Origin of the sequence: Mycobacterium sp., from assembly GCF_044370595.1 — a bacterium.
GTDB lineage: Bacteria > Actinomycetota > Actinomycetes > Mycobacteriales > Mycobacteriaceae > Mycobacterium.
The window spans coordinates 1-4337 of record NZ_JBILVF010000210.1 but is presented as its reverse complement, the minus strand read 5'-3'; the positions used below and the strand labels follow the sequence as shown (position 1 = coordinate 4337).

The window sequence follows — 4337 nt, the reverse complement described above, 5'->3', positions numbered from 1 at the left end:
CAAGGTCGAGGCCACCCGCGTCGAGCAGCGCACCGACTTCGACAAGCTGATCCTCGATGTGGAGACCAAGAACTCGATCAGCCCGCGCGACGCTCTCGCGTCGGCCGGTAAGACCCTGGTCGAGTTGTTCGGCCTGGCACGTGAACTGAACGTGGAGGCTGAGGGCATCGAGATCGGCCCGTCCCCCCAGGAGGCTGATCACATCGCCGCGTTCGCGCTGCCGATCGACGACCTCGATCTGACTGTCCGGTCCTACAACTGCCTCAAGCGTGAGGGCGTGCACACCGTCGGGGAGCTGGTGGCCCGCACCGAGTCCGACCTGCTGGACATCCGCAACTTCGGCCAGAAGTCCATCGACGAGGTCAAGATCAAGCTGCACTCGCTGGGTCTGTCGCTGAAGGACTCCCCGGCCAGCTTCGACCCGTCCGAGGTCGCCGGCTACGACGTCGCCACCGGCACGTGGACCAGTGACAGTGGCTACGACGCCGGTTACGACGCGGACAACGACGTGGACTACGCCGAGACCGAACAGCTCTAACTGGCAAGCCCTTCCCACCCAGCTTCGCCCGAAGCACCCCGGTCGTACCTGATACGGCGCCCGGGCTTACCTAGGAGATCGCAATGCCCAAGCCCACCAAGGGTCCTCGCCTCGGCGGCTCTTCCTCGCACCAGAAGGCGATCCTGGCCAACCTGGCAACATCGCTCTTCGAGCACGGTCGGATCAAGACCACCGAGCCCAAGGCCCGGGCGCTGCGGCCCTACGCCGAGAAGCTCATCACCCACGCCAAGAAGGGCACTTTGCACAACCGCCGCGAGGTGATGAAGAAGATCCGTGACAAGGACGTCGTGCACACCTTGTTCGCCGAGATCGGGCCGTTCTTCGCTGACCGCAACGGCGGCTACACCCGCATCATCAAGGTCGAAGCGCGCAAGGGCGACAACGCCCCGATGGCGGTGATCGAACTGGTCCGCGAGAAGACAGTCGTCTCCGAGGCCAACCGGGCACGGCGTGCCGCAGCGTCGGCGAAGAAGGCCGCGGCGGCGAGCGCCCCGGTGGCTGCGGCTGCGGCACCGCAGGCGGCGGTGGAGCTCGAGGCCGCTGAGGTGCCGGCGGCTGAGGCTGTCGAACCGGTCGAGTCTGCCGAACCGGTCGAGTCTGTCGAGTCTGTCGAGTCGGAAGACGCCGGTATCGCCGACGCCCAGACCGCCGAGTCTGACGAGTCCTGACGGCACGCTGAGCGCGTCGGGACCGGCGGAGGTGGTCCGACTTCGTTTGGACATCGCCTACGACGGAACGGATTTCGCCGGCTGGGCTGCCCAGGAAGGGCAGCGCACCGTCGCCGGTGTACTCGACAAGGCATTCTCGACGGTTTTCCGGCAGCCGCTGCGACTTTTCGCGGCCGGACGCACCGATGCCGGGGTGCACGCCAGCGGTCAGGTAGCGCATATCGACATCCCCGCCGATGCGGTGGATCGGGCCTACCCCCGGCAACCTCGCAGCGGAGACGCTGAGTTCGCCGCACTGGTCCGCAGGCTCGCCAAGTTCCTGCCCGAAGACGTCCGCGTCCGTGAAATTCAGCGCGCACCAGAGGGATTCGACGCCCGGTTCTCCGCCCTGCGCCGCCACTACGACTACCGCTTGTCACTGGCCCCGTACGGGGCGCAACCGCAGCAGGCCCGGTACATCACCTCGTGGCCGCGGCCACTGGATGTCGACGCCATGAATGCCGCTTCGTCGACCCTGGTGGGTCTGCACGACTTCGCCGCCTTCTGTCGTCATCGCCCGGGTGCGACGACGATTCGGGAACTCCAACGTTTCGACTGGGTGCCCGAGGGGGACCTGCTGACCGCTTTCGTCACCGCGGACGCATTCTGCTGGTCCATGGTCCGCTCGTTGGTCGGGGCGGTGTTGGCCGTTGGTGAGGGACGCCGCGAACCAGGCTGGTGTGCAACCCTTTTGCGTGCAGACGGTCGGTCAAGCGAATTCGCTGCCGCTCCGGCGCGTGGACTGACGCTGACCGGGGTCGACTACCCCTCCGACGATCAACTTGCCGCGCGGGTATCGGTGACCCGGGACCTGCGAATCCTCGACTAGATCCGGGCCGACTAGATCCGGGCCGACTAGATCCGGGCCGACTAGATCCGGGCCGCCACGAAGTCCGCTGCCTGATCGACCAGACCCGATTCGACATAGGCGGCGTACTGGTGAGCCGGCCAGTTGTCGGCCCAGGTGTTGGGATCGAGATTGTTGTTACACACCGGGTCGTCCTGCGTGCACAGGTCGATGGTCTTTTCGCCGTAGAGCGGACTGATGTCCGAGACGGGGCCGAGAACCTTACGGGTGCCGTTTCCGAACAGCGCCACCGCGGCGATGTGGTCATCCATACCAAGGGGCAACGGGTTGGTATAGCCGAAGATCGGAGCGGGCACCGCGACCACCACGTCCGTGACCGCCGCCCCCAGCGAGTAGCCGCCGAGGACCAGCCTGGTATCGGGACAGTTGGCCGCCATCGACTGGATGTGCCGGCTCATATCGTTGGCGCCCTGGATGACTTCGATATCGGCCGGATAATCGACGGCGTAGAAACCGACGGTTTTGTCGGTCCGGGCACGCAGGGCATTGACGAACGCTTCGCCGACCTGGCCGGTTCCAGGCGGCTCGATACGTCCGCGGGCGAAAACCACCTCGACGTCCGGGCACGGTTCGGCTCCCGCCGCAGGCGCGCCGATGGGAATCATCAGCGCCGCTGTGGCTGAAATCACCACAGACACCACGGTGCACATCCGTCTCAAACGCATCACGCCATGGTAGCGGCGCGATGGCGGCCGTGCCAGGTGAGGTCAGAGCAGGCCGGAGACGAATCCCACCGCTTGACTGACCAGATCGCTCTTCTCGTAACTGGTGTGGGCGAAGGGATTGCGACCCTGGGAGCAGATCGGGTCCCCGTCGTTGCAGAGATCGATGGCCTTACCGGCGAATGGGGCCATCGCGACCGAGACCGGATTGCCGAATTTGGTCGCGGGGTTTCCAAAGACCGCGACCGCGGCGACCTTGGAGGCAAGGCTGTGCGGCATCGGCGGCGCCGAGCCGACTTCGCCCACCTTCTCACCCAGTGGAGGGATGCCCAGCAGCATGTCCACGACGGCCGCGCCCTGCGAGTATCCGCCCAGAATGAACCGGGTGTCCGGGCAGGCCTCGGACACCGCAGCGATGCGGTTGGTGGCGTCGGCGGCACCTTCGGCGGCCGCCAGGAAGTCATAGCTCGCGGGGTAGTTGACCCCGTACACCCCGAGGGTGCGGCCGCCCAGGCTGGCAGCAAGTTGATCGCTCAGCGCCCGGCCGACCCGGCCGATTCCCGCCGGCTCGCTGGTCCCGCGGGCGAACACCAACTCGACATCGGGGCATTCGGCAGACTGGGCGGGCGCGGCGGTGGCCAGGCAGGTGCAGGCCAGCAGGCCGACGGAAATCGCCGCGATCACGCGCATGGTGAGAATATTTCCATACCCGCGTAACCGGCGGCGAAACAGCGACGTCAGAGCCGGTTCGCGACGAAGACCGCCGCTTGGTAGGCGGTGCCGTCCGGGCCGTAGCTGCGGTGCGCGGTCACACTGTCCCCGGGTGAGCAGATCGGGTCGCCGGGGTTGCACAGATCGATCGCCCGGGTGCCGAAGACCGGACTCGACGTCAGCGGCAGGCCGATCCTGGCCGACGGATTACCGAAGACGGCCAGTGCGGCGATCTTGTCGCCGGCGAACGGCGGCAGTGGATTGGTGAATCCGACGACCGGGATCGGGACGGCGGTGAGGACATCGACGATCGCCGCTCCCTGCGAATAACCGCCCAGCACGATCCTGCTGTTGGGGCAGTTGTTGGCGACCCACTGAAGATGGGCGCTGGCATCGTTGGCGCCGTCGGCGACCGCCCGGAAGTCGTAGCTGGCGGGGTAGTTCACGGCGTAAACGCCCACGCTTCGGCCACCGATCAGTCCGCGCAGGTCGTTGACGAACGCCTCGCCGACCCGCCCGATGCCGGGCGGCTCGTTGGTGCCCCGGGCGAATACGACCTCCACGTCGTTGCAGCCGACGGCGGCTGCGGTCGGCGTGCTCAGCGGGCTGAGTGCGCAAGCAGCGGCAACGGTGACCGCCGCGGCGCGAAGCGCTAATCGGTGAAACCTCACGGCCTTGATTCTGACAGATTTGGTTACGTCACCGATATTCGCTGGTCAACCGGTCCGGGGGTGCCGCTGTGGATGGACGCGGCGTTGTTCCCGGCTAGTCCCTAACGTGTTTCGGGTGACCGTGTTGGGGGTGACCGTCCTGGAGGTGGGGCCGACCAG

6 protein-coding genes are annotated in these 4337 nt (G+C 66.7%); 3 read left to right on the top strand and 3 right to left on the bottom strand.

The features are described from left to right. The 3 genes from ADBZ5N_RS17570 to truA form a co-directional block, all read left to right on the top strand. Window positions 1-538, top strand: a 538-nt coding sequence (locus ADBZ5N_RS17570; protein ID WP_526259661.1) for a DNA-directed RNA polymerase subunit alpha C-terminal domain-containing protein, incomplete at its 5' end; no start/stop codon positions are given. Window positions 539-621: 83 nt separating this feature from the next. Then, window positions 622-1227 carry a 50S ribosomal protein L17 gene (gene rplQ, locus ADBZ5N_RS17565; protein WP_526259659.1) on the top strand — a complete coding sequence of 202 codons (606 nt, stop codon included), beginning with the start codon at window positions 622-624 and terminating at the stop codon, window positions 1225-1227. Next, on the top strand, window positions 1214-2095 hold the full coding sequence (gene truA, locus ADBZ5N_RS17560) for a tRNA pseudouridine(38-40) synthase TruA (protein ID WP_526259666.1): 882 nt from the start codon (window positions 1214-1216) through the stop codon (window positions 2093-2095). The genes rplQ and truA overlap by 14 nt, the downstream gene beginning before the upstream one ends. Window positions 2096-2136: 41 nt before the next feature. Here the strand turns inward: truA and ADBZ5N_RS17555 are convergent, their stop codons facing one another. The 3 genes from ADBZ5N_RS17555 to ADBZ5N_RS17545 are packed head-to-tail and all read right to left on the bottom strand — an operon-like array spanning window position 2137 to window position 4187. After that, the gene (locus ADBZ5N_RS17555) at window positions 2137-2799 is read right to left on the bottom strand and encodes a cutinase family protein (protein WP_526259657.1); all 663 of its coding nucleotides are present in this window, start codon (window positions 2797-2799) and stop codon (window positions 2137-2139) included. A gap of 42 nt (window positions 2800-2841) precedes the next feature. Then, on the bottom strand, window positions 2842-3486 hold the full coding sequence (locus tag ADBZ5N_RS17550) for a cutinase family protein (RefSeq protein WP_526259655.1): 645 nt from the start codon (window positions 3484-3486) through the stop codon (window positions 2842-2844). A gap of 47 nt (window positions 3487-3533) precedes the next feature. Further along, window positions 3534-4187 (bottom strand): cutinase family protein, encoded by a 654-nt coding sequence (locus tag ADBZ5N_RS17545; RefSeq protein ID WP_526259663.1) that lies wholly within the window; start codon window positions 4185-4187, stop codon window positions 3534-3536. Window positions 4188-4337 lie beyond the last annotated feature (150 nt).